The sequence below is a fragment of the Pseudomonas sp. B28(2017) genome (genome assembly GCF_002113025.1).
In the GTDB taxonomy this organism is placed as follows: domain Bacteria; phylum Pseudomonadota; class Gammaproteobacteria; order Pseudomonadales; family Pseudomonadaceae; genus Aquipseudomonas.
Genome location: NZ_NEJH01000007.1, coordinates 144989 through 167595 on the forward strand (window position 1 = coordinate 144989; position 22607 = coordinate 167595).

Genomic DNA, 22607 nt, shown 5'->3' on the forward strand with positions numbered 1-22607 from the left:
CTTAGAGTGAGTTGTTGGTCTTGAACTGAGCGAGGCCGAAGCCATGGATCGCCGCCAATGCGCGGATCTGCTGCACTTGCTCACGGCTGATATCGCCGTAGGAGTAATGTTGCTTCATCCCCGACAACCCCATCAGAACCGACTCGGCCATGCAGGCATACAACTGCCCCTGTTTCAGATACGCCCGGACATTCGGCGCGAGCCCATCGCCGAGCGGTGTCTGGACAATGCCGCCATGCATGTAAAGAACATCCGCACGCTGACTGCAAAGCGCCTGATCAACGTTCAACGGCACCGCGATATCGCAGATCACACTGTTCTCGGCAAAATGCCCGGCATCCAGGAACGGCTGCGCAGCGTTTGCCGCACACAGCACGATGCGGGCTCGCTTGAGTGCTTCCAGATCATTGGTGACGGTGATGAACGCATTCACTCCGACACGCTCCTGCACCAGCCGCGAGACACGTAGACCCAGGTCCGGGCTGCTGCCATGGTCCTTGAGCAATGTCTCGATGCCGTCGAGCTTGAGCAGACGCATCGCCAGTCGGTCCTGTTCGGCGTTGCCCTCGAGGATCGACCGGGCGGCGTCGGCATAGATCAACTGTGCGGTTCTCTCCAGACGACGCACCGAGCCGTCGCGACCGCTGCCGATCAGGATCAGGTGATCGACCGTGGCCGACAGCATGGACGCGTAGGTTGAAGCCACGTTGCCGGATGCTCCGACCACGGCCGCGGTTTGCTCATGCAGCTCAAGTCGTTGTTGCTTGCAGCCTTGCTCGATGGCCTCCAGCCCCATGCCGATGGTCAAGGCGTTGCCGGATGTCAGGGCCATATCCGGGATCTTCAGCGCCTGACAGTTGTTGGTCACGATGGAGGTGTACATCCCCAGTCCGGCGACGCTGTAACCATCGGCGCGCGCATCGAGAATGCGGTTGCCGACCTCTTCGCGAATGACCTCCAGATCACCGCTGACGATGTAGTCCGCCATGGCGTTGGAGTCCATGCACAATGGATACAGGGTGAACTCCACCGCAGTACCGAGCCGCGAACGAATGAGCACCGGCCCGATCGGCGCAGCCCGTCGTTCTGGTGCAGTGCGCTTCATGAAAGCGCTTTTCTGTTCGGTGCTCAGCTGTCCTAACGACGGGTCGACATCGCCGAGAATGTCGGCATCGATCAGGTGGTTGATGAAAGCGACACGAGCGACGACCCGTGAGCCTTGGTCGGCTTTGATTTCGTCGGCGCACACCTGGAAACTGTCGTCACGCACCGGCACAACCGGGATCGAATCGGCACAGATAGTCGCCGCCAGCGGGAAGGCGTCGCCCCGGCGAAGCAGGTCGCAGACTTTTTGCAGCGCGCCGATCAGCCCGTCGATTTCAGCGAAGGTGATGCAGGCCGGCGGCTCCAGGCGGATCACATTGGAGTTGCTGCCCGATGGCGCCACACGCAAGCGTTCGAACTGCAACAGGTAGCCGGCGATGAGATAACCCAGTGCATCGTTGTACTGGGCCGAGGCCTGCACCAGCGAACTGTTGCCGCTCTGGTCGTGCAGTTCGAAGCCGAGCAACAGCCCACGGCCACGGACATCGGCGATCACATCGGGATAGGCAGCCTTCAGTTCGAGCAGCGACGTCTTGAGGTAATCGCCCTTGTTGTGCACGTCCTTGAGCATGGCATTGTCGTTGGCGAACAGCCGATTCAGCGCCGACAGCGCGATATGACAAGACGCATCGTCTTCGGCGAAGGTCGAGCTGTGGATATAGCTGAAGTCGTTTTCATAGTGACTGCTGCGGATCACGGTCGCTGCAATCTTCATTAAGCCACCGCCCAGTGCCTTGGACAGGCAATAGTAATCGCCTTGCAGATTGAAATGGCTGCTGGCCAGGAAGGTGCCGGTACGTCCGAAACCCGACTGCACTTCGTCGACGATCAACGGACATTGCTGTTCGTTACACAGACGCCGCAACGCGAGGTAGAAATCCGCGGCGTACTCGATGATTCCGCCTTCCCCCTGAATAGGCTCAAGCAACACCGCGGTCATTGCACTGAACGCCTGCCGACCGACCAGTAACTGCTCACCGCTCCACTGCAGGGTCAGCCAGTGACGGGTATGGCGAGCCGGTAGTTCCTGAAGTTGATGCGGCTGTTGCGGATCGATGAACTCGACATTCAGACCGAAACGGGCGAACGGTTGGCGATATTGCTTGCCGTAAGTCAGCTGCACGGTATTGACCAGCTTGCCATGGAAGCTGCCACGCAGTGCGACGAACACAGGCTCCACATGCAGCTGCGCCAGGTTGTACTGACGCACCGCCTCGACCACCTGACGTACCGTTACGCTGGTCAGGTGAGCCGGTAGCAGGCCAGCCGGCAGGTCGAGGTCATCGACGTCCAGTTCACGATAAGCCCGGTCGCTGGCCGTCAGATTGGCCAGGGCAAAATCCAGATCGTCGAACTGCTTTTGCAGGGTTTTCTGACGACGAAACTCGGCGTGCTTGACGGCGATTTCCACCGCTTCGGCACCGCTGTTGGAGAAGGTCGAAATGTACCGTTCGGTGTTCTTCAACTCGCGATTGAAGGCTTCGCTGAGCGCACGACCCAACTCTCCCGCCGTACCGCGTATCGACATCTGCGCATTGAAAGGCACGTCGTCGCGCAGCAGGGTGCAGAGCTGGTCGACGAACTGCGGATCGTTGTGCCCGAACAAGGCTGCGCCGTAGCCACCGAGAAAGTCGGTAACGGTGACTTGTGCACCGTGGCGGTCGCGATAGAACAATTTACTGCCCAGCGCCCGCTGGAACTCGCACTCCAGGCCCAGCGCCTGCAGCAGGTCAACGAATTTGGGGCGAACGAAATTACGGTAATCCATGACAGTCATATCCTTTGAAAGAAGAAAGCGGTTCACAAAAAAGCGTCAGGCGCTGGCTGCCTGGGCGCTGTACTGGAGTTGGTAACAAGCACTGAAACCGTTGTCGTCGCGGTTGATGACCAGACAGTCGCGCAGGTTCGCCGAGCGACTGGCGCCCATCACAAAGGGCAAATGCGCAACGACTGGCTGTTGCAAGCCGAGAATCGGCGGCACGCTCTGGGCCTGCAGGGCACCTCTGGCCAGAATCAGATCGACCAGGCTGGGGGCCGCGCTGAGAATGCCAGTCACCGGCACCCCACTGGTGATATGTGCAGCGCCCGTACGGGCCAGGGTCTGGCTCAGTTGACGATCCTTCTGTGGATCGCCGCTGCCCGCGCACACCAGTAGATCGACTTGTTTGTCAGGCAGGTTCAGTGCGTCAAGATCGGCATGGGCGGTCATGCCCACCAGGCAGACCTGCGGGGCATCGCACAGGTCCTCGCGTCGGCGCAGGATCAAGGCCGCCGCGCCCTCTCCGGCAATACCGCCTGTGCCTTGCACATCGAAAGGTCGCAGCGTTTGTGAGCCGTCGGCGCTGATGATGCCCGCCTGCACCAGCGCGCACAGCGCCAGTGCGTCGAGTTCACTCCCGGAGCCGACGATGATAGCCGCGTCGATACGCCGGCTCTGCAGCGCCGCGCTGGCCTCGCGCAACGCTGCCAGATTGCCGGAGACGCCCTGCATATAGGCATTGCATTCGCACTCCAGCTTGAGGGCCAGACTGACCACACCCAGCAAGATGTTACTCAGGCCTTTGAGCACCAGAAAAGGATCCTGCACCCGCTCCTGCAAAATCCGTCGAGCCAACAGACGCATATCGGCGCCCTCGTCCCCGCGGCACTCGTGCAGCAATTGACCATAGGAGGCCAGCGATGGATGGGTGAATCCGCCCTGACAGCAGTAGAGGCCATAGCGCAAACCGTCCTGGCCCGGCGCAAGATTTGCTTCGGCCAAGGCCTGGCGTACCGCACTGACACCCCAGATCACGGCCGGCGAGCAGTAGCGCTGCAGATTCTGTGCAAGGTCCTGACGGCTGCGCTGGTGATCTTCATCCAGAATTTTTCCAAAGGCCGTCACCCGCTCGCTGTGAAACTGCCTGGAGTGCAACGGCGCAATTCCACTGCGCGACTCACAGACCGCCGACCAGAAACTCTCAACGCCCCAGCCGCTGGGCAATACGCAGCCAGCACCGGCAATCTCGACCTGGGTGTGGGCAGCCCCCATCATGCGTGCTCCCTATATTTGCCAAGCACCAGCGAGGTGTTGAGCCCACCGAAACCGAATGAGTTACTCAGCGCCACATCGACCCGGCGATTGACCGCCTGATGGGCACAGTAGTCCAGGTCGCACAGTTCATCGGCGTCGTGCAGGTTGATCGTTGGCGTAATACGGTCGTGCCGACAGGCCAGTGCCGTGACGATGAATTCCGGTGCGCCGGCGGCAGCGATCAGATGCCCGAATTGCGACTTGTTGGCGCTGATCGCCAACCGTCGATAGTGCTCGCGTTCAGCGAACACAGCCTTGATCGCCAGGGTTTCGGCAGCATCGTTGAGCGGCGTCGAAGTCCCGTGAGCGTTGATCAGATCCACCTGTTGCGGCGCGATCCCGGCGTCGTGCAACGCAGTCTGCATCGCCAGGGCCGCGCCACGTCCTTGCGGGTCGGGCGCGGTCACCTTGTAACCGTCCAGACTGCTGCCAAAACCAAGCACTTCGGCGTAGGGGATGGCACCACGCGCCAGCGCCCGTTCCAAAGTTTCGAGTACGACAAAGGCACCACCCTCGCCCGCAATCAAACCACTGCGATGGCGATCGAAAGGCCTGCAAAGCTCGGTTCCCCAGCGCTGCTCACCGCTCGCCGCGCCCAACAGATAAAGCGCGGTCATGGTGTCCAGGCTCAACACAGAGTCAGCCCCACCTGCGATCGCCACCTCGACTTCGCCACGTCGAATCATCTGAAAAGCATTTCCGATGGCCTGGGATGCGCCGGCACAGGCACTGCTGATGTTGATCACCGGGCCTTCGCAACCGACTCCGTCGGCTATGAGCCGCGCCAGTCGGTCGTTGCTCTGGCACAACGAACCGGCAGGATTGACTTGCTCAACCCGGCCCATCAAGTGGCGCCAGGCCGGGGTCTCATGAGGTTCGTCGGAGAATGTGAGCAGCATGTCCTGGAGCATGTGCGCAGGCGCGCCGGAGGCACACAAGACGGCAGCTTCACGCAGCTGAGCGAGATCCAGACCACTGTCAGTGACTGCCTGGCTGGCGGCAACCCAGCCAAACCGACTGCGTTTTTCCAGGGGCATCTGCCAGGCTGGATGGCCCTGCAAATAATCAGGCAACAGGCCTGAGTCCACTGGAGCGGCATAGTGCACCGGGAATGCTCCGTCCTTCACGCCTTCGGGCTGCCACGGGCGTATGCAGTGCTCACCGCGTAACATCTTTTTCCACATGGACTGCCATTCGAAACCGAATCCGGTCACTGCGCCCATACCGGTTATCACGATCCTTGTCGCGCTCATGCGTGCTTCTCCATGACTTCATTGGCCAGCAATAGCGCCCCCCAATGCCCTGCACGACTGTGATTGAGCAGCAGTGTGTAATGCGCTTGCGCCCCTTCACTACGATCGTCGTGAAACGTCAGGGCAACCTCCGTCAGCAAGGCACTCGCCCCCAGATCGCCCGTCATTTGACGGGAACTGTGAATAACCCGTCCTGTCTCTGCGAACAGGCTCATGAGCCGCGAATCCTGGGTATCCGCCACGATGCGTTCGACGTCGCTCAGGCAGAGTTTTTCCTGACTCAATGCCTGTTTGATGACACTGTTCGCCACCGCATTCGAGCGCTCGGGCGACGCGCTATAACCACGGCCGAACCCAGCGACACGCAACGCCATCGGGCCGGATGTCGGCGCAGAGGACGTCAACAGCACCGCGGCCGCGCCTTCCCCGTAAAGCTGCGGACCGGCGTTGACCGGGCACTCGGCATTTTCTCGCAGGTATAACGCCGGAGAGATGTTAGGACTGCTGCTGACCACAACAGCCGCTTCAGCGCGACCGTCGGCAATGTGATGAAAGGCTTCGATCAAGGCGTCGACACCGGCATTGCCCTGCGAACAGAAGCCACCCATGGGACCATTGCAGTGCAGCGCTTGCGCGACGTGAGCCATGACGCTGCTATTGAGCATCATCAATGCATGCAGGGGTGGTGTATGGGCAAAGAGCTGCGTGAGTAGTGCGTCGGGTTGCTCGCCGATGGCCTGCACCGCCTCCCAACAAGAGCTGGGGCCATCTACTTCAGGGATGGCAGCCATGAGCGCGATCCGCTGCGAAGGCAGATTCAAGGCACTCAACGCCGGGGCGATACGCCCTGCACAGTACAACAAGCGTGCGCCTTGAGGCTCGACACCGCGCTGAATCTTGCGATCGAAAACGTCGGCGGGCAATTGCGGCGTTGTCACGCGATAGGCCAATCGAGCAGGGTCGAAATCCAGGGGTTGCGCGATCGTCAGCGGGCCGTGCAAGTCGGCGCACTCGCTGCCGGCAGCGTTGAACACCGAGGCGGCCGTGAGGTAAACGGGTCTTTTATCAAGTGTATTCATCTCATGCCCTCCCCAGAATCAGTGAACTGTTGACGCCACCGAAGCCGAACGAGTTGGAAAGCACGACATTGATCGGCTGATGCAACGGCTCGCTCAGAAAGTTCAACTCGGGAAACTCAGCCTTGGCCGGGTCATAGTTGAGCGTTGGCAATAACACGCCATTGTGCAGACTGATCAGCGACAGGACCGCCTCAATGGCGCCACTGCCCGCCAGGGAATGACCAATGGCCGATTTGTTGGCGGTGAACGTCACGTTGCTCACCGCGTCGCCAAATACCTGCTTGAGTGCCAACGCTTCGCTGCGGTCGTTGGCCTGTGTCGAGGTTCCATGGGTATTGACGTGCTCGACTGCGCGGCTCGTCAGGCCGGCATTTTCAATAGCGGCTGCCATGCATTCGGCGTACTTGCTGCCATCCCGGCTGCTGGAGGTGATCTTTTGCGCCTCGCAATAATTGGCGTAACCCAAAATGCGGCCGATCGGGGTGGCCTTGCGACGCTCGGCATGCGGCCTGGATTCGAGAACGATCAGCGCCGAACCTTCGCTGAGCACAAAGCCACAACGATCCGGCATGAACGGGCGGCTCTGTTGATCCGCAGCAAAATCGGAGCGTTGGCACACGGCGCCAAGGCCGTCAAAGCTGTAGTACGACAGTTCGTGGGCCATCAACTCCACGGCGCCACAAATGGCCAGGTCGATTTCACCGCGCTCAATGGCGCGATACGCACTGCCTATCGCCATGGTCCCGGCAGCACAGGCATCGGAGTGAGTAGAAATGTGATCGCGAATGCCGAGAAATCGGGCAAGGTGCAGGGTCTGCTGGTCGACCCGACGAAAAAACGCTCCGCCCACTGGTTCGTGGTTTTGCAGATACAGATCAAGATCCACACTGCCTGCTTCGTCCATGTATCGACTGGCCTGCTGCAGATCCTGGCTCACACAGTATTTATTTGAGCCGAGAAACAACCCACTGGCCACTCGAGCAAAGGCCGAAGGGGTCAGACCTGCATGCTGCAAAGCCTGCCTTGCGACGTACTCGGCCAGCACACTCTGTCGCGGTAACGTCAATGCATCGCTCTGAACCTCAGCGGTCATTTCCTGCCACTGATGCTGATCGATATAACCGGCTGCGGTATTTGCAAATCCAAGCTCGGCAAACACCGGATGTTCACGAATACACGAACGCTTCTGGCTGATCCGCGAAAACAGCGTGGCAGCGTCCAGCGCCATGGGCGCCACCAGTCCGTATCCCGTGACATAAACTTCTCGCAGCCGCATGAAGAAACTCCTGGGCCGTTTCTTACAAGCGGGACGCGGCATATTTTTCCACCAGTTGGCGAGAGATTTCGTCCCCTTCCATCGGGACCAATCGGGCGCTGCAACCGGAACAGACCACCTGCCGACGGTCATTGAGACGTGCTTCGACGGCGCCACACTCGGGGCACGTCTGGGGCAAGTAGTTGAAGACGCTGTGGCACTGTTGCGCCCAGTTGCGCACCGTGGTGGCAGCGAACACATCCGCTGGCTGCATGCCGACCCGCAGTTGACCCGGGGCATAGGCGCTCAGGCTCTGTTCGAGAAGCACCACACCGGCTTCGGTGATACGGCCCCTGTCGACGAACAGGGTGACATCGCCAAAAACCGCTACCGCGTGATCCAGCACGCTGGTTTTCGGCAAGGTGCAGCCATAGGTGCGGCCCAACTGAAAACTCAGGTCGACGATATCCAGAGAGTCGGCGCCGAGGTCTTCCACGATACTGCTATGCTCGTCGATAGCATCGACCTCCATCACCAGCAACTGCGCAAGCATTTCGCGAGTACTGGTAATAACGCTCTCCAATTCCAATGGATTGTTCATCATCTATCTCCTTTTAAAGTGTGCGCTTGGGTATTAAGCAGTACCGCAAGAGGCTTGATTTCCTACAGCCTTCCCCTGCGGCGCGGGAGTCTAAACTCTCCCCTATAGGGGAGAGTCAACGCGCTATCACGGTTTTTTGGACGAACTTTTTTCCGCTCGGGACCGGTACTTTGAGTACCTGTTTGATGCACAGAGAAAGTTGGCGGCTGAAAGAATCTAGTTGGAACGGAAGTTCCATCTTTTCGCACTTTTTAAAGAGAGTGGGTTAACTGATGGAGGGCAGGTTATGGCCATTCGCCAATCTTCAAAGTGCTCAGCAACAATGCCGGCTCGGCAGTCCCCCGCTTGCGTGAGAGAAAGCGCGGCAAAACAACCTACTACCTGTACGACACTGGTGGAAAACCTCGCAAGGAAATCCCCTTGGGCACTGACTATGGCCTTGCCATCTTAGAGTACGCAAAACTGGAGAAAAGCCGTGTATCTCAGGCTTTAACGCAAGAAGTATTAACCTTTGCGTACGTTGCCGAGCTCTATATGAAGGAGGTAGTCCCAACCAAAGCCCATGCCACCCAAAAGGACAAGGATCGAGATTATTGGAGAGCTCAAAATCGTAATAGACCGAATCATGGCTCGAAAGGCTGGCCACAAAATCAGATCAACACACCTGGTGGTAATCGATTCTGGACAGCCAATGAAGACGAGCATGCTCAAAAAAAGGTTTGATGACGCCAGGGAGGCAGCCGGGATTCCGAAAGCAGAATTTCAGATGCGGGACTTACGAGCGGGGGATTTTAAGTTCTGAGGGAAAATCAATCAAACCGCGCCTTCTAATAGATTTCCCTGACCGCAATCATCTCCTCAACGGTGCCATGCATGCCAATGTTTTCAGACACACCTAGAAGATTGCGGCCCGGAAAAGCCACGTCCATAAAGCTTGAAAATACGCACTCTGCGCAACGTAAACCATCGACGGTATGCCGATCATGCATACTTAACCGACGCCACATTCAATGAATGTGGCAAGGCTACTAAATAGCCGTCCTATGAAAACACTGAACTACGAAACGCCCGCTGAACGATTTAGCCAATCTGTTGCATCGGCTGGTTGAATCCACAGCCAGAAGCAGTCATTCCTGACCGCTAGCAAGCAGCCTTATGTCTACACGGTACGCGGTGCTGGCTTGACGCCTGTGCAGGATGCCCTGCAACCAGGCATCACTCCTCGTTCAGCGCATCGATGATCGGGCAAGCGGCCCCACCGTCGCCTGCATCGCATTTGTGCACCAGTCCGCCCAGCACCTGCCGCATGGCGGCAAGGTCGGTCATCTTTTGCTCGATCATGGCCAGTTTGCGCATGGCCAGCGCCCGAGTCTCGCTGCAGGTGCAGGCCGCATCCAGTGTCAGCAGCATGCCCACCTCATCCAGCGTGAATCCCAGCGCCTGCGCCCTCTTGATGAAGCGCAGCCGTTTGACCTGCTCCGGTAGATAGTGCCGATAACCACTGAGCGGCTTTGGTGGTTCATCCAGCAAGCCGCGTCGCTGGTAATAACGAATGGTCTCGATGTTCACCCCGGCAGCTTCCGCCAGCTTGCCGATACTCAGCCCTGTCGCCATCACGCGCCCCTTGATTCTGTACCCGGGTACGGAGTGTAGAGTGACTCTAGGTTAGATCGATTCAATGGAGAAAACGATGGCCCAACAGATCGGCGGATCCTGAGGCGTTAACCAAGGCGACGACGAAGGCGAGTTATCCCTCCATCGTGCACAAACGAGGCAACTATGAGCACCGTCATCTTCGAATCCGTGTTGACCTGCCCACATTGCGGTTTCGCCAAGCAGGAAGCCATGCCCACGGACGCCTGCCAGTTCTTCTACGAGTGTGGCAATTGCAAAACCCTGCTACGCCCGAACCCCGGGGACTGCTGTGTGTTCTGTTCGTTTGGCACGGTGAAGTGTCCGCCGATTCAGGAGCAGCACGGATGCTGTGGTACAGGATAGATCCAGGTTTATTCGGTTTATCAGACGCCCCTGACGCGCCTCAAGCCGTGGTTATGGGAGGTCAGAATGATGTGGAATCATGCTCTGATGCTCGTGGTGGTCTACCTGATTATCACCCTCAGCATCGGCTGGTTGTATACCATTGCGCTCCTGCATTGGGTTTGATCCGATTGGAGCCGTACGGTAAGTCCGCATTTGGTACCGTTTTCGGCAGGTAGCTTTGTCCCGATCACAGTCGTTGGGGGAGTAGCTGCAATGGGTCGTTTTCTACCCTCGCAACAGACAGAAGTCGGCCAAAAAGTATCATTTAACATTGTCCGTCTGCTAAGTCGTCTCCAGTTTCCTATCTGCCTTGTTCTGCCGTGTGCCCCCCTTTGGCAAAGCGTTAGCTTAGTACTTCAATCCCGCTGGTTGGCATCCGGACGAATGTTCCCCCCCCACATGTGGGGAATCTCATCTTTTTCGGGGGTAGATTCAGGGATAGTTTCCGTCTGAAAGACTTAGCCTAGAACGCAGCGTTAAAGGCCAAAGGCGCATCCAAATGCCCTACACTCAAATGGCTTAATTATTGCCTTACAGCTCATACGAGCTCATGACTTTCGCAGCTCCCAATTTACCAAGCACCAATATAAAAACAACGGTTATGGGAGGTTAGTGTCATGTGGAATCACCCTCTAATGCTCGCGGTTATCTACCTGACTATCACCCTCAGCATCGGCTGGTTGTTTACCATTGCAATCCTGGAGTTGCTTTGATCCAATTTATACGACAAAGCCCTGATTATTCAGGGCCACGATGGTGGGCCTACTCTTTGGAATGATGGCAGTAGGCGCGGTTTTGGGCGGGGTTAAGCTAATTGCTGAGACTACGCAGAGGGTGAATGAGGTTGGCATACCGCCCTGGCCTGTTTTACTCATCTTCGCCATAGGATTGCCTTCCTGGGCAATCGTCACCGGCGGACTAGGGCTAATGAGTCATGACTTACTACAGGATAAGACTGTGTAATACGGCCCACAACGCGGACGATTACTTACCCGCCACGCTCTTCACGTTTGGCTAAGTCCCTAGTACCCCATATTGGGGACAGTAATCACCTAAGGGACTGTTTTAAAAGGAATACAAGCGCAATTTAGGGCAGCAAAGAATCCGCTTTTTTGTGGTTTCGCAAACGGTAATCCGCGGCTTCCAGCGGAGGTTTTGCGCACAACCAGCCTCTCACCATGGCAACTTTTTGCCCCTTCCCCTACCCACCCCGATCAGCACCAGCTGCTACGCTGAAATCTCCACGGAGGTTTCGTGATGCCAAACTCACATCTACTCCCTGCCCTGCTGTCCAAGCTCAACGAAAATCAACTCGCCTTGGAAGCCGCCATCATGGAGCTCACGAATTGGGTCGAGCAGCAGGGAGCCACAGTTGTCGCCGATAACCTACGCGGCGCCTTGAATACGATCGATAACAATGAAGAATTCATCAAGATGACACTCGCGGTGATGATGACGCCGGAGTGACGGCTATAGCCAACTGCTTCCAGTCCTCGACAAAGCGCACGCGCTCAACGGTCAACCCAAACCTGCGACAATGCTGCCTCTTCGGGCTTCGTAACTTGCGTGGCAAACGTTCAGGTATTTGAATAACAAATTCGCGGGGAGCAGCCACATTGGAATTGAGACAACTGCGCTATTTCGTAAAAATCATCGAGCTTGGCAGCCTGGGACGTGCGGCACTTGAACTGGACGTTGGTGTGTCAGCCCTCAGTCAGCAAATCTCCAAATTGGAAAGCGAACTGTGCACCCGCCTCCTGAATAGAACCTCCACCGGCGTGACGCCCACTAGCGCCGGATTTGCGTTTTTACACCATGCCCAATTGACGCTACGTCAGGCGGAAAACGCAATCATGGCCGCCCATCGCGGGCGAATGAGCGGTTATGTCAGCGTCGGCTTACCACCGACTACCGCGACGGTGCTCGCGTTGCCGTTGATCAACGCAATGCGTGCGCGTTATCCGGACATACAACTGCATTTGGTGGAAATGCTTTCCGGCCATTTGGCGGCGCAGCTCAACGCACGGCAAATTGACCTGGCCATCCTGTTCCAGCTCGAAGGGGGTAAACGCTGGAGCGTGACTCCGCTGCTGGATGAAAAGCTGTTTGTCATTGCCTCGCCCAGCCTGCCTCAAGCGCCTTCTGGTGACAGCGTGCAGCTAGCCGACCTCGGCGGCCTGCCGCTGGTGATGCCCAGTGCGCAACATGGACTGCGCTCGGCATTGATGAGCGCGTTCGAGCGGGTCGGGCTAACACCCAATGTCATTATGGAAGTCGACGGTCTCGCTGTTTTGATGAACGCCGTTCGGGCCGGTCATGCGGCAACGATACAACCGGGGGCGGCCGCTGCATTGAAAGACGGGTCCGGACTTTCACTGATCAGGATTGCCGATCCCCATGTGGGCCGGCGTAATCTTCTGGCGACGTTGGCTGACGACGAACTCTCTCCGGCGGCTCTGGCAACTCGGTTGGTCATCATCGATGTGGCGCGACAGTTGGTCGTCGACAAACAGTGGCCTGGAGCTACGTGGATAGAAGGGGCAGACGCGTAATTCTCTTTCAAACCCGGACACATAAGTCTGTCCTGCCGACAAAGCCTTTAGAAAAACTAAACACCCCGCGTCAAAAGCAGCCTTTCGGCCACTCCTTCCCCACCCTATCGTTCTCCCCACTCGCAAGGAGCACTTCGTTCCCGCTTCCTTGCAAATCGAGGAGCGATAATGATCGATGTCTTAATCATAGGGGGTGGCAACGCTGCCTTGTGCGCCGCTCTGATGGCGCGAGAAGCAGGCGCCAGCGTGATGCTGCTGGAAGCCTCTCCGAAAATCTGGCGCGGTGGCAACTCCCAACACACCCGTAACCTACGGTGCATGCACGACGAACCGCAGGACGTGCTGATCGATGCCTATCCGGAAGAAGAATACTGGCAAGACCTGTTGAAGGTTACCGGTGGCCTCACGGATGAAAAGCTTGCACGCATTGCAATTCGGGCATCGTCTTCTTGCCGCGATTGGATGCGTTCACACGGCGTGCACTTTCAGCCACCGCTGTCCGGCGCGCTGCACGTGGCGCGGACCAATGCATTTTTTATGGGTGGCGGCAAAGCGCTGGTCAATGCGTATTTCCGCAGTGCCGAGCGCCTGGGTGTAAAAGTTCGCTACAACGCGCAAGTGACCGACATCGAGTTGGATGAGGGGAAATTCGTCGCCGCCCATGTGGGCGAACATGAGGTCGATGGTCAGCGTTTCGCCGCAGAACGCATTGAAGCCCGGGCCTGTGTGTTGGCGGCCGGTGGTTTCGAATCCAACCGTGAATGGCTGCGCGAAGCCTGGGGTCAGAACGAACGCGGTGAATGGCCATCTGACAATTTTCTGATCCGGGGCACCCGATTCAACACCGGCATTTTGCTACGGCGCATGCTCGACCTTGGCGCAGATGTGATCGGCGATCCGACGCAAGCACACATGGTCGCGATTGATGCCCGCGCGCCACTCTACGACGGCGGCATCTGCACCCGAATCGACTGCGTGTCGCTGGGTGTCGTGGTCAATCGTGATGGCGAACGCTTCTACGACGAAGGTGAGGATTTCTGGCCAAAACGTTATGCGATCTGGGGGCGTCTGGTGGCCGGACAACCCGGTCAGCAGGCGTATTCGATCATCGATCAACAAGCCATCGGCCGCTTCATGCCACCGGTCTTTCCCGGAACCACCGCCAATACTCTGCAAGACCTTGCCCGCCAGTTGAAGCTGCCTCAAGAAAAATTCGTCAAGACTGTCGAGGACTACAACAGCGCCTGCCGCGTCGGCACGTTCGATCACACGGCGTTGGACGACTGCCACACCCAAGGACTGATGCCCGCCAAAACCCATTGGGCACGGCCATTGGTGAAACCACCTTTCTACGCCTACCCGCTTAAACCGGGAGTCACGTTCACCTACCTCGGCCTCGCCACCGACGAAACCGCTGCCGTGCATTTCAACGGCAAAGCGAGCCCCAACCTGTTCGTCGCGGGAGAAATGATGGCGGGCAATGTTCTGGGCAAGGGCTACACCGCCGGCATCGGCATGGCCATCGGTACCGCGTTTGGCCGCATCGCCGGTGTGCAGGCGGCCGCTTCGGTGGGTTTTGGCGTTTCATCTGCAAACACGGAGTCTCGACATGCAACTGTTTGACCCCCAAGCATCGGGCGGGTTAATCCCGGTGATGAATCTTGACGAAAGTGAAGTCCAGCGGCAGATGACCATCTGCAATGCCTGCCGTTATTGCGAAGGCTTTTGCGCGGTATTTCCGGCGATGACCCGGCGCTTGGAATTCACTCAGGCCGACATCCATTACCTGGCGAACTTGTGCCATAACTGCGGCGCGTGCCTGCACGCCTGTCAGTACGCCGCCCCACACGAATTCGACGTCAACATACCCAAAGCCATGGCCAAAGTGCGCCTGGATACTTACGCCGAATACGCCTGGCCGCAAGTGATGGGCAGGTTGTATCAGCGCAACGGCCTGACCCTGGCGCTGGCTTCCGGTGGGGGACTGGCTTTGTTTTTATGCCTGACCCTGATGCTCATGGGCAACCTGTTCACGTCCATTCCCGAGGGCAACTTCTACAATATTTTCCCGCATAACACCCTGGCGCTGATGTTCGGCTCAGTGTTCGGCTTTGCAGTACTTGCCCTGACCATGGGTGTACGGCGCTTCTGGCGCAACGTTTCACCGGCCGCAGCGCCACTGCCGTTGAAAACGTCCGCTGCATTGGAGGCTACGGCCAACGTCGCGCAGCTCAAATACCTGGACGGCGGCCATGGCGAAGGCTGCAACAACGCCGACGATAAATTCACCTTGTGGCGACGCCGATTCCACCACCTCACCTTCTACGGCTTCATGCTGTGCTTCGCCGCCACCGGTGTCGCCACGCTCTTTCACTATCTGCTGAAGTGGTCGGCGCCTTATCCGATGTTCAGCTTGCCGGTGATGTTAGGTATTGCCGGTGGCATTGGCCTGCTAATCGGCCCGGCGGGTCTTCTTTGGCTGAACCTGCGTCGCGACCCTGCGCACGGCGATGAGTACCAAAAACCCATGGATCGCGGTTTCATCGCGTTGCTGTTTCTGATCAGCGCAAGCGGCCTGGCGCTAGTGGCTTTCCGTGAAACCAGCGCCTTGGGCTTGATGTTGGCTATCCATCTCGGCCTGGTCATGGCGTTTTTCTTGACCATGCCCTACAGCAAATTCGCCCATGGAATATTCCGCAGCGCAGCGCTGCTCAAACACGCCATCGAGAAGCGTCAACCCAACCCGATCAACGCTGGCAGCGACTGACGGTTAAAGCACTCATTCCAAAAACAATAGTGAGCATAATGGTAGCCATGATGAAAACGACAACGGCAACAACCCGAGCCAAGGGGTCCAAATTGGACGCCATTTTGCGGGTCACCAGCGGTAACTTTCTCGAGCAGTTCGACTTCTTTCTGTTTGGGTTCTACGCGACCTACATCTCCCAAACTTTCTTTCCAGCCACCAGCGAGTTTGCCTCGCTGATGATGACCTTCGCGGTATTCGGCTCCGGATTCCTGATGCGTCCGTTAGGTGCCATTGTGCTGGGGGCGTACATCGACAAGGTGGGTCGTCGCAAGGGACTGATCGTGACACTGTCGATCATGGCCACCGGTACCGTATTGATCGCCCTGGTTCCGGGCTATGCCGCCATCGGCGTGGCGGCACCGATTCTGGTGTTGTTGGGCAGGCTGCTACAGGGCTTCTCAGCCGGCGCGGAAATGGGCGGTGTTTCCGTGTATCTGGCGGAAATTTCCACCCCCGGTCACACCGGTTTCTACACCAGTTGGCAATCCGCTAGCCAACAGGTGGCGATCGTCGTCGCGGCCGCGTTGGGCTACACGATCAATGCCTCGATGCAGGCTGCTGAAGTCGCCGATTGGGGATGGCGTATTCCGTTCTTCATTGGCTGTGTAATCATCCCGTTCATTTTCATTATTCGTCGCTCACTAGAAGAAACCGCTGCCTTCACTGCTCGCAGCCATCGTCCAACAACTCGCGAAGTTTTTCGCTCGATGCGCGACAACTGGCGCACCGTACTGGCGGGCGGCTTGCTGGCGTCCATGACCACTACCACGTTCTACCTTATTACGGTCTACACACCGACGTTTGGCAGGACAGTACTGAATCTGAGCACCACCGACAGCCTGGTGGTCACACTGCTGGTCGGCCTCAGCAACTTTATCTGGCTGCCTATTGGCGGTGCCCTCTCCGACCGCATTGGCCGTCGGCCACTTTTACTGGCGATATCGTTGCTGTGCATCTTCACTGCCTATCCCGCCATGCACTGGCTGGCAGAGGCGGCGAGTTTCGAACGACTGCTCGCTGTTCTGCTGTACTTCTCATTCTTCTTTGGCATTTACAACGGCGCCATGGTCGCGGCACTGACCGAAGTCATGCCACAGAACGTGCGGGTAGTCGGGTTTTCACTGGCCTTCAGTTTGGCCACCGCGGTGTTTGGCGGTTTTACCCCGGCAATCTCGACGCTGCTTGTTCAGGTCACGGGCGACAAGGCATCACCTGCCTACTGGCTGATGTTCGCGGCGGTGTGCGGGTTCACGGCGACGACGATTCTGTATCGTCGGCAAAAAACTTTGGCAGCCAGAACCGTTTAGTTCCTCGATCGCCGACGCTTACCACGCGTCGATCCACGGAGGGAACCGGTTTAGAGTGGCATGATGTCGATTACAGTCTTTCGTCAGGGCAGTAATCGGCCTAAAACCTCCTTCAATGGGCATAGACAGATTTTTCGAACAATTTCTCAATATGTGGCCCTTGATTCCACTCGATCAAGGGCCCGAAGCAGGGATGCGGTTTTTCCACAAGCGCAAGAGACAGTCGATTTAACATCATCGTTGTACGAGATCTAACTTGCGCTTATTCGTATGGCCCACGACCGGCTGCTGGGTCGTTTTCAGCCCGTCGTCACAGGCAGAAAACGGCCATAAGGAGTCACTCCCAAATTCATGCAAGAATCAGAAGACTTGCCGCTGCAACATTTGCCGAGGATTTACTCGAAGAAGACGCCAAAGATCTGCTGCTCCAGAGTTTGGCAGTAGCATTTTCAACAAACCTACTTTAGCGATGAGCTCAACACTGGTGGTTCGCGAAAGCCCCGAAGACTATTTGTTTAATCGCCCGATAAACTTCCAAAACTTCTTTGTTAGAAAGTACTTTCTCACCAGGATTAAAATCCACTCGCAATCCAATTTCCCCTTCATAAGTCCCATTAATAGAGCAGGTAAGCTGAAATATACAGTCATAGTAAAAATATTCATCATCACGCAAGTCTTTAAAAATCCATTCTTTCTTGCGGGCAACCTCATCAGAGCGATAGACCACGAAATCATTCGTCGCTTCTACCACCTCCAAGGTCCCATCCCAACTTTTGATGAATTCGAAAGCAGACCTACCTGGGTCATTCTTGCCAATATCATTGCGATCAACAAACACCTTAACCTTCCCAATATTACTACCAACGACATTTACACCGTTGATAAAAACCGTCTGATCCCCATCTTTAGAACTAACTCCTTTCGACATCAAATCTGAATTTAAACAATACTTCACACCGTCTACCAAAAAATAATTCACTTGCTGGCTTTCAGTCACAATCCTACCCCATACCGACAAAGTAGTTAACACTAACGCAATCAGAAAATAAAACCTCATGGCTATCGATCCCTCGCACTTCCAGAAATATGGCGACCAAGAGGAATTAGCACGCAATCAATCACCCTCCGCTATCAGATTTTACTTCAGCTGTAACTGACACCAAAAGTGACAGCTGAATATCCGACCCCATCACCCTAACTTTATTTATCAAAATCCTGATTTTATATAAAAGACCAAGCCTTTAATCTTCGATCGCATCATTGGACACGCTGACAGCGTCGGCGACTATACCTCCGTCCTTATCTACAATCGCGCCAAAATGAACACCACTCGACTCTGCCCCTGACGAAGGAACACTAATGCGAGCGTAGACTAGGCGCGTCGGGTGAATTAAAAACTCTTAGATCAAAATGCTATCACTGCATCTTTTGTTTAGAAGCCGAAGAGGACTACTCACCCGATTGCATTCCTGAGTCCTGGCGATTTAATCCTTGCTAGTCCCTGCTTGATATAGCCCGTACTTCCATCGATTGTGTGTAGCTCCAAAAACGCTGTCACAGACATCCTAAGATTCTTTCAACTGACACACATTGAACATCGCAGCCTCCGTGACTACGGCGACTAGATCGCCGCTGACGTCATACAGGCCGATCTCAAGAATCCAATCACCCCGACCTCGGGCAGGATGAGTGACTCGGTGATCACGGGGTTGGGGTTGGGGTTATGCGGCCAGGGCCGTCATCTCTTGCGTGATGCTTCCAGGTAGCGTGACGAATGAAGTCTTTCGATTGCTGCCTGTCGCCACCGGCAGCAATGGGTGAAAGCAGTCATTTCAAAACAGGCCTCCCAACGCAGCGGGCTCCCAATTCATTATCACCAATTCACCACTGACCTCGGCCTTGCCGTGCCGCTGGTTGGTCGTGGTGTAGCGGATGTCCAGCGTCTCAAAGTGAAAACCCTCGAACACCCGACGGATGTCCGGGTGGTCGTTGATGCTAACCATCACCTTGCCTTTACAGCGGCGCATAAAGTTCGCCATGCGCTCGTAGTTCTCGAACGGAAAATCCACGCCATATCCCGCGGTGGATCCATGTAGTGGAAGGTATGGGCACGGTCATAGCGTTCGGCGCAGTCAAGCCAGGGCAGATTTTCCACGTAGGTGCCTGACAGACGCTGCCTGCAGGCCAGGGATCAACTTGGGCATACGACCGTCGTAATGACTGAGCAGTACATCCGAAACCGTAAGGGGAAGAAAGTCTCACCAACCAAGTGAATTGCGGACCAATTCAATAATTGCGGACCAGAAACGAACAAGGGCTTGCCTAGCTTTCGCTCGCAAACCCTTGATTTATATGGTGCCGAAGCCGGGGTCGAACATACCACCTAAAGACCGCTAAATTACACGACTCATCCTTTATTAAGATCGCCTTGTATACCTAAACGTATACCTAAAACGGGAAGTACCTTTATCTTCTTCACCTCCAACCGGTCGCCTATCGTGCCGACGCCCTCCCCCCGTTTTGCCGTCGCCGGGTGACGCTTGTGATCATCACTACTCTCTCCGTTTAGGGATGGTGGTTAGGAATGCAAGTTATGAAGAGATGGAAAGATAGTTTGGGCGCGGGGCCGATACTGCGAACGCTAATACTTTTGATGCAGCACCTCCCAGCATTCCCCAAATTCGCCCAAGTCGGCGACTTCCTAAATAACTACGAATTAATGATTGAAGCAGGCAGGGATCGGTCCTTCGGGCGAAGACTCCAGACTTTTGACCTCCCCCTACCCAATGGCTTTATCGAGCAGCACTAACTGCCCTAGTTGCATTGCCCGATGGCGAGTTACGGATAAACAACCAATCAGGCACACCCTGCCGTATGCGACCCTGCGCCGAGTCACGAATTACCCGCAAGGGGTAGGGTCGATTACGGTCCGTGGCCGGAGTCCGCTTTGATTATTGTCCGAGAACGGCCAAAAGCAGTCACACAGAGCTTTCCACGTAAACGTGTGTGGGTAACTCATTCCTTTGCATTCAAGGCGCCCCTGCCATGAATACCGGTGCATAGATTGATGCCATTGATCGTTTCGCTGCGCATACAAAGTACTCGGCGAGTGACCGTGCCCAACCAAGGTCAGCGGTTGGAGGTTTGCTTAGCTCCATGGGAATAAGGCCACCCGCAGGCGGCCTTTGATTCACGATGGCATCAGGGCAACGCATAGACCCTGAACAGCCTCTTCACGGTCAGGTTGCTCCCGCCCAGATACTGGTCGTAGGCTTTTTCCACGAAGCCCGAGTAATAGGCTTCACTCAGGGCCGTATCGACCAGCAAGCGGAAGTCTTCGTCGTTGCGATCCACGATCATCGCCACCGGCGAATACTCGAAGATACGGTCGAGGATCATCAGGTTGCTGGCCGCGCCTTCCTTGGCGATTTCGTTGCGCAGCAGCATGCGTTCGGAGAAGAAGGCATCGGCCTTGCCCTCGGCAACCAGCTTGAAGCCCTCGTCGATGTTGGCCACGGTCACCAGCGAGGCGATCACGTTGAGCAGGCGCATCTGCTCGCGAATCCAGTCCTCGGTCACCCCACCCTCGAGCGTCGCGTAGGTATGATTGGCCAGACCATTGTTGATGCTAGCACGCCAGGTCGGGCCGGTATTGGCGACCTTGCCATTGAGCACGTTGAGCAACGGTTCGGCGGCATCGTTGCGCACCACCACCGAGAGGCCGGCGGTGTAGATCGGTATGGAGTAGCTGATCATCTTGCGCCGTTCCAGGGTGGGGGGCGTCGGCGTGCAGAGGATATCAACCTTGCCCTGGCTCACAGCACTGACCTCATCCGAAATCTTTACAGGTTGGTAGTGCACTTGCAGGTCGGGCAGGCCCAGTTCGCTCTTGAGTTTATCCGCAACTTTCAGGCACAGGTCGATGGCATAACCGCTGGCTTTGTCACCTTCCTGCTTGCTGAAGGGAGCAAGGTCAGGCAAGTAACCCAGGTTCAAAGTATGGCTGCTGCGCACGCGTTCAAGGGTGTTGGCGCCGGCCACCAATGGCAGCGTCGAGAGGGCGAAGGCCAGCAGCAGTCTGGTGGTTGTGGCAAATGGTACGTTCATGTCCGGTTTCCCCGTATGCAGATGTCTGTGCAGTCCTGATGGCCACGGCTAAGGGTTGCCGGCCCTGGCCGGATTGGCCGGTGACGCTTCGGTGAAGCGCTTGGCGAGGAATCCATAGAGCAGGTAGCCGACAGCGAGCACCAGGGTGCCGCCCATCACTGCGTCCTTGCCGCAGGCATACAGGGCGTACAAGGAGTACGTTATCGCGATGATCAGTACCACCACGTTGCGCGAGTAGATAGCTTGCGAGACCCCGGCCTTGTGCATGATCACCAGCAGGCCCGTCAGTGCAGTGATATAGGGAATCAGGTTGGTCACCGCTGCCAGGCTGACCAGCTTGCTGAACTGGGCGGCGGCGTCGGGCGAGATGGTCGACAGGGCCATGAGGGTCTGCAGCACGCCGCAGACGATCATGCCGACCACAGGCGCATTCATCGAGTTGACCTTGCTGAACAGCTTGAGGAACAGGTTCTGGTCAGCCGTCATCTTGGCCGTTTGCGCCAGGGTGAATTGCCAGCCCAGCAGCGAACCGACACAGGCCATGACCGCCAGGGCCATGACGATATTGCCCACCATCGGACTGAATATCGTGGCGTAGACCAGCGCGAAAGGCGCCGAGGACTTGGCCAGCTCGGCGTTAGGAATGATGCCCTGGATGACGGTGGTCGACAGCACATAGACCACGGCAGCCCCTAAAGTACCGAACAGGCAGGCCAGCGGTACATTGCGCTTGGGGTTTTCCACGGCATCGGTGGCCTGGGCCGCCGACTCCATACCCAGGAAAGCCCACAGGGTCAGAGGTATCGCCTTGGAGATTGCTTCGGAGATGGGCAGGCTGTTCGGGTTCCAGGCGGCGGCCAGCACATCGGGCTTGAACCAGAACCAGCCGATGATGCTCAGGCCCGCTACCGGGATGATCACGCCCCACACCGTGAACGCGCCAATTCTGCCGGTGATGCTGGGGCCGCCGAAGTTGGCGAAGGTGGTCAGCCAGATCAGTGAGATCGTGCCGACGCACAAGGGGATGGCACCACTGCTCAGCCAAGGCACGAAGGCACTCAAATAGCCCACTGCCGAAATGGCCACGGCCACGTTGGCGATGGCCAGGGACAGAAAGTACAGGTACGAGCAGAGGAAAAACCCCGACTTCGCATGGGCTTCTTCGGTGTAAGCGGACAAGCCGCCAGAACGCGAGCAGAAGACCCCGCACTGGGCAAAGCAGTAGGCGATGGCCATCGAGCCGATCGCGGTGAAAATCCACGACAACAGCGAGACGGCACCCAGCTGCGCCATATTGGTAGGCAACATGATGATGCCCGAACCCATCATGTTGACCGTGACCAGTGTCGTGAGCCCCACTAGGCCCATTTTTTTGCTTGAATCAGCCATCGCAAACTCCTTGCCTTGTTCAGAGTTTTGAACCTTGG

Annotated in this window: 16 protein-coding genes and 3 pseudogenes; 8 read left to right on the forward strand and 11 right to left on the reverse strand. The window is 56.8% G+C overall.

Going from position 1 to position 22607, the window contains the following annotated elements:
• Position 1 precedes the first annotated feature (1 nt).
• Genes CAF65_RS18760 through CAF65_RS18785 form a run of 6 tightly spaced genes read right to left on the reverse strand, consistent with a single transcriptional unit; the run spans position 2 to position 8365 of the window.
• Positions 2–2872 carry an aminotransferase class III-fold pyridoxal phosphate-dependent enzyme gene (locus tag CAF65_RS18760; RefSeq protein WP_085717625.1) on the reverse strand — a complete coding sequence of 957 codons (2871 nt, stop codon included), beginning with the start codon at positions 2870–2872 and terminating at the stop codon, positions 2–4.
• 45 nt (positions 2873–2917) lie between these two features.
• Complete coding sequence (locus tag CAF65_RS18765) at positions 2918–4135, reverse strand: beta-ketoacyl synthase N-terminal-like domain-containing protein (protein WP_085717626.1); 1218 nt, start codon at positions 4133–4135, stop codon at positions 2918–2920.
• On the reverse strand, positions 4135–5430 hold the full coding sequence (locus CAF65_RS18770) for a beta-ketoacyl synthase (protein WP_085717627.1): 1296 nt from the start codon (positions 5428–5430) through the stop codon (positions 4135–4137). The genes CAF65_RS18765 and CAF65_RS18770 overlap by 1 nt, the downstream gene beginning before the upstream one ends.
• Positions 5427–6509: a beta-ketoacyl synthase gene (locus CAF65_RS18775; protein ID WP_256578661.1), complete on the reverse strand. Its 1083-nt coding sequence runs from the start codon at positions 6507–6509 to the stop codon at positions 5427–5429. Before CAF65_RS18775 ends, CAF65_RS18770 begins: the two co-directional genes overlap by 4 nt.
• A gap of 1 nt (position 6510) precedes the next feature.
• Complete coding sequence (locus CAF65_RS18780; RefSeq protein ID WP_085717628.1) at positions 6511–7785, reverse strand: beta-ketoacyl-[acyl-carrier-protein] synthase family protein; 1275 nt, start codon at positions 7783–7785, stop codon at positions 6511–6513.
• A 22-nt stretch (positions 7786–7807) separates the two neighbouring features.
• Positions 7808–8365, reverse strand: a complete 558-nt coding sequence (locus tag CAF65_RS18785) for an acyl carrier protein (protein ID WP_085717629.1) — start codon at positions 8363–8365, stop codon at positions 7808–7810.
• 309 nt (positions 8366–8674) lie between these two features.
• Between CAF65_RS18785 and CAF65_RS18790 the strand changes: the two are divergent.
• Positions 8675–9149 (forward strand): annotated as a pseudogene (locus CAF65_RS18790) (integrase); the annotation flags it as partial.
• A gap of 431 nt (positions 9150–9580) precedes the next feature.
• Here the strand turns inward: CAF65_RS18790 and merR are convergent.
• Positions 9581–9979 carry an Hg(II)-responsive transcriptional regulator gene (gene merR / locus CAF65_RS18795; RefSeq protein WP_085717630.1) on the reverse strand — a complete coding sequence of 133 codons (399 nt, stop codon included), beginning with the start codon at positions 9977–9979 and terminating at the stop codon, positions 9581–9583.
• A 165-nt stretch (positions 9980–10144) separates the two neighbouring features.
• Between merR and CAF65_RS28790 the strand changes: the two genes are divergently transcribed.
• From CAF65_RS28790 to CAF65_RS18830, 6 genes are all read left to right on the forward strand, one after another.
• The gene (locus tag CAF65_RS28790; protein ID WP_085717631.1) at positions 10145–10363 is read left to right on the forward strand and encodes a GDCCVxC domain-containing (seleno)protein; all 219 of its coding nucleotides are present in this window, start codon (positions 10145–10147) and stop codon (positions 10361–10363) included.
• A 1299-nt stretch (positions 10364–11662) separates the two neighbouring features.
• Positions 11663–11872, forward strand: a complete 210-nt coding sequence (locus CAF65_RS18810; protein ID WP_085717633.1) for a hypothetical protein — start codon at positions 11663–11665, stop codon at positions 11870–11872.
• A 149-nt stretch (positions 11873–12021) separates the two neighbouring features.
• On the forward strand, positions 12022–12957 hold the full coding sequence (locus CAF65_RS18815; protein ID WP_085717634.1) for a LysR substrate-binding domain-containing protein: 936 nt from the start codon (positions 12022–12024) through the stop codon (positions 12955–12957).
• Positions 12958–13125: 168 nt separating this feature from the next.
• Positions 13126–14580 (forward strand): FAD-dependent tricarballylate dehydrogenase TcuA, encoded by a 1455-nt coding sequence (gene tcuA, locus CAF65_RS18820; protein WP_085717635.1) that lies wholly within the window; start codon positions 13126–13128, stop codon positions 14578–14580.
• Positions 14567–15724, forward strand: a complete 1158-nt coding sequence (gene tcuB, locus CAF65_RS18825; protein WP_085717636.1) for a tricarballylate utilization 4Fe-4S protein TcuB — start codon at positions 14567–14569, stop codon at positions 15722–15724. Before tcuA ends, tcuB begins: the two co-directional genes overlap by 14 nt.
• A 47-nt stretch (positions 15725–15771) precedes the next feature.
• Positions 15772–17073 carry an MFS transporter gene (locus CAF65_RS18830; RefSeq protein WP_085717741.1) on the forward strand — a complete coding sequence of 434 codons (1302 nt, stop codon included), beginning with the start codon at positions 15772–15774 and terminating at the stop codon, positions 17071–17073.
• Between the two features lie 475 nt (positions 17074–17548).
• On the opposite strand, the gene CAF65_RS18835 is transcribed toward CAF65_RS18830, so the two are convergent.
• Together CAF65_RS18835 and CAF65_RS18840 are read right to left on the reverse strand one after the other, a co-directional pair.
• Positions 17549–18070 (reverse strand): hypothetical protein, encoded by a 522-nt coding sequence (locus CAF65_RS18835; protein WP_256578662.1) that lies wholly within the window; start codon positions 18068–18070, stop codon positions 17549–17551.
• 835 nt (positions 18071–18905) lie between these two features.
• A pseudogene (locus tag CAF65_RS18840) lies at positions 18906–19258 on the reverse strand (DNA adenine methylase); the annotation flags it as partial.
• Between CAF65_RS18840 and CAF65_RS28795 the strand changes: the two are divergent.
• Positions 19251–19346, forward strand: a pseudogene (locus CAF65_RS28795) (integrase); the annotation flags it as partial. The pseudogenes CAF65_RS18840 and CAF65_RS28795 overlap by 8 nt on opposite strands.
• Positions 19347–20274: 928 nt before the next feature.
• Here CAF65_RS28795 and CAF65_RS18850 read toward each other — a convergent pair.
• Together CAF65_RS18850 and potE are read right to left on the reverse strand one after the other, a co-directional pair.
• On the reverse strand, positions 20275–21180 hold the full coding sequence (locus CAF65_RS18850; protein WP_085717639.1) for an amino acid ABC transporter substrate-binding protein: 906 nt from the start codon (positions 21178–21180) through the stop codon (positions 20275–20277).
• A 48-nt stretch (positions 21181–21228) separates the two neighbouring features.
• Positions 21229–22569 carry a putrescine-ornithine antiporter gene (gene potE / locus CAF65_RS18855; protein ID WP_085717640.1) on the reverse strand — a complete coding sequence of 447 codons (1341 nt, stop codon included), beginning with the start codon at positions 22567–22569 and terminating at the stop codon, positions 21229–21231.
• Positions 22570–22607 lie beyond the last annotated feature (38 nt).

Bases quoted from the DNA above. Each gene is read 5' to 3' on its own strand.
- CAF65_RS18760 (WP_085717625.1), bottom strand. From the start codon at position 2,872: ATGGATTACCGTAATTTCGTTCGCCCCAAATTCGTTGACCTGCTGCAG.
- CAF65_RS18765 (WP_085717626.1), bottom strand. From the start codon at position 4,135: ATGGGGGCTGCCCACACCCAGGTCGAGATTGCCGGTGCTGGCTGCGTA.
- CAF65_RS18770 (WP_085717627.1), bottom strand. From the start codon at position 5,430: ATGAGCGCGACAAGGATCGTGATAACCGGTATGGGCGCAGTGACCGGA.
- CAF65_RS18775 (WP_256578661.1), bottom strand. From the start codon at position 6,509: ATGAATACACTTGATAAAAGACCCGTTTACCTCACGGCCGCCTCGGTG.
- CAF65_RS18780 (WP_085717628.1), bottom strand. From the start codon at position 7,785: ATGCGGCTGCGAGAAGTTTATGTCACGGGATACGGACTGGTGGCGCCC.
- CAF65_RS18785 (WP_085717629.1), bottom strand. From the start codon at position 8,365: ATGAACAATCCATTGGAATTGGAGAGCGTTATTACCAGTACTCGCGAA.
- merR (WP_085717630.1), bottom strand. From the start codon at position 9,979: ATGGCGACAGGGCTGAGTATCGGCAAGCTGGCGGAAGCTGCCGGGGTG.
- CAF65_RS28790 (WP_085717631.1), top strand. From the start codon at position 10,145: ATGAGCACCGTCATCTTCGAATCCGTGTTGACCTGCCCACATTGCGGT.
- CAF65_RS18810 (WP_085717633.1), top strand. From the start codon at position 11,663: ATGCCAAACTCACATCTACTCCCTGCCCTGCTGTCCAAGCTCAACGAA.
- tcuA (WP_085717635.1), top strand. From the start codon at position 13,126: ATGATCGATGTCTTAATCATAGGGGGTGGCAACGCTGCCTTGTGCGCC.
- tcuB (WP_085717636.1), top strand. From the start codon at position 14,567: ATGCAACTGTTTGACCCCCAAGCATCGGGCGGGTTAATCCCGGTGATG.
- CAF65_RS18830 (WP_085717741.1), top strand. From the start codon at position 15,772: ATGATGAAAACGACAACGGCAACAACCCGAGCCAAGGGGTCCAAATTG.
- CAF65_RS18850 (WP_085717639.1), bottom strand. From the start codon at position 21,180: ATGAACGTACCATTTGCCACAACCACCAGACTGCTGCTGGCCTTCGCC.
- potE (WP_085717640.1), bottom strand. From the start codon at position 22,569: ATGGCTGATTCAAGCAAAAAAATGGGCCTAGTGGGGCTCACGACACTG.